The sequence below is a fragment of the Bradyrhizobium uaiense genome, from assembly GCF_010811875.1.
Classification (GTDB): domain Bacteria; phylum Pseudomonadota; class Alphaproteobacteria; order Rhizobiales; family Xanthobacteraceae; genus Bradyrhizobium; species Bradyrhizobium uaiense.
On the sequence record NZ_VKHP01000543.1, the window covers coordinates 1 to 707 of the forward strand.

The following is a 707-nucleotide window of genomic DNA, read 5'->3' on the forward strand; positions in this document are numbered from 1 at the left end:
AGGCCCGGCACCAGTTTGCCCGGCCGGTCGGCAACGTCCATCTCCCAGGCCACCAGCGGATCGTAGATCGTATAGGCCGTAAACTGATAGGCGCCGGCGCCGCGATCGGGCTGGCCGGTCGTCAGCGGAATGTCGGCCATTGAAATGCCGTAGCGCACAATGGACTCGGCGCGTGCGGATATGCCCGGCCAGCCCGCGGTCAGGGCAAGCGCCATTGCCGCCATCAGGATCGAATTGCGCGCACGCATATTAAGGGCTCCGTTGGTGGGAAGTCGAAGCCAAAACTTGCAAGCATGATGCCAGAATAGGCAGCATTGCCCCATCTTAGTCTAAGGTGGGAAGAATTGACGCGCCCAGCGGTAATTTGCTGAAGAACTATTCCCCTTGGCACAGGCATTGCATACGCTTGCCCAAGAAATAATCACCAAAACGTCACCAGACTTCGAAGGGGTTGCTCAGATGCGTAACAGGAAGACCAATGCGACGGCGATCATGCTGGCGCTCGCGATGGCCGCGTGTGTACCGGCGGCCGCCGGCGCCGAGACCGTGCTGCGCATTGGCATGACGGCTGCCGATATTCCGCGCACGCTCGGCCAGCCCGACCAGGGTTTTGAGGGCAACCGCTTCACCGGGCTTACGATGTACGACGCGCTGACGATGTGGGACCTGTCGTCGTCGGACAAGGCGAGCGCGCTGATCCCGGGCCT

Annotated in this window: 2 pseudogenes; one reads left to right on the plus strand and one right to left on the minus strand. The window is 61.5% G+C overall.

What is annotated here, in order from left to right:
- Positions 1-248, minus strand: a pseudogene (locus FNJ47_RS46365) (ABC transporter substrate-binding protein); the annotation flags it as partial.
- A 211-nt stretch (positions 249-459) separates the two neighbouring features.
- Here FNJ47_RS46365 and FNJ47_RS46370 point away from each other — a divergent pair.
- Positions 460-707: pseudogene (locus FNJ47_RS46370) on the plus strand (ABC transporter substrate-binding protein); the annotation flags it as partial.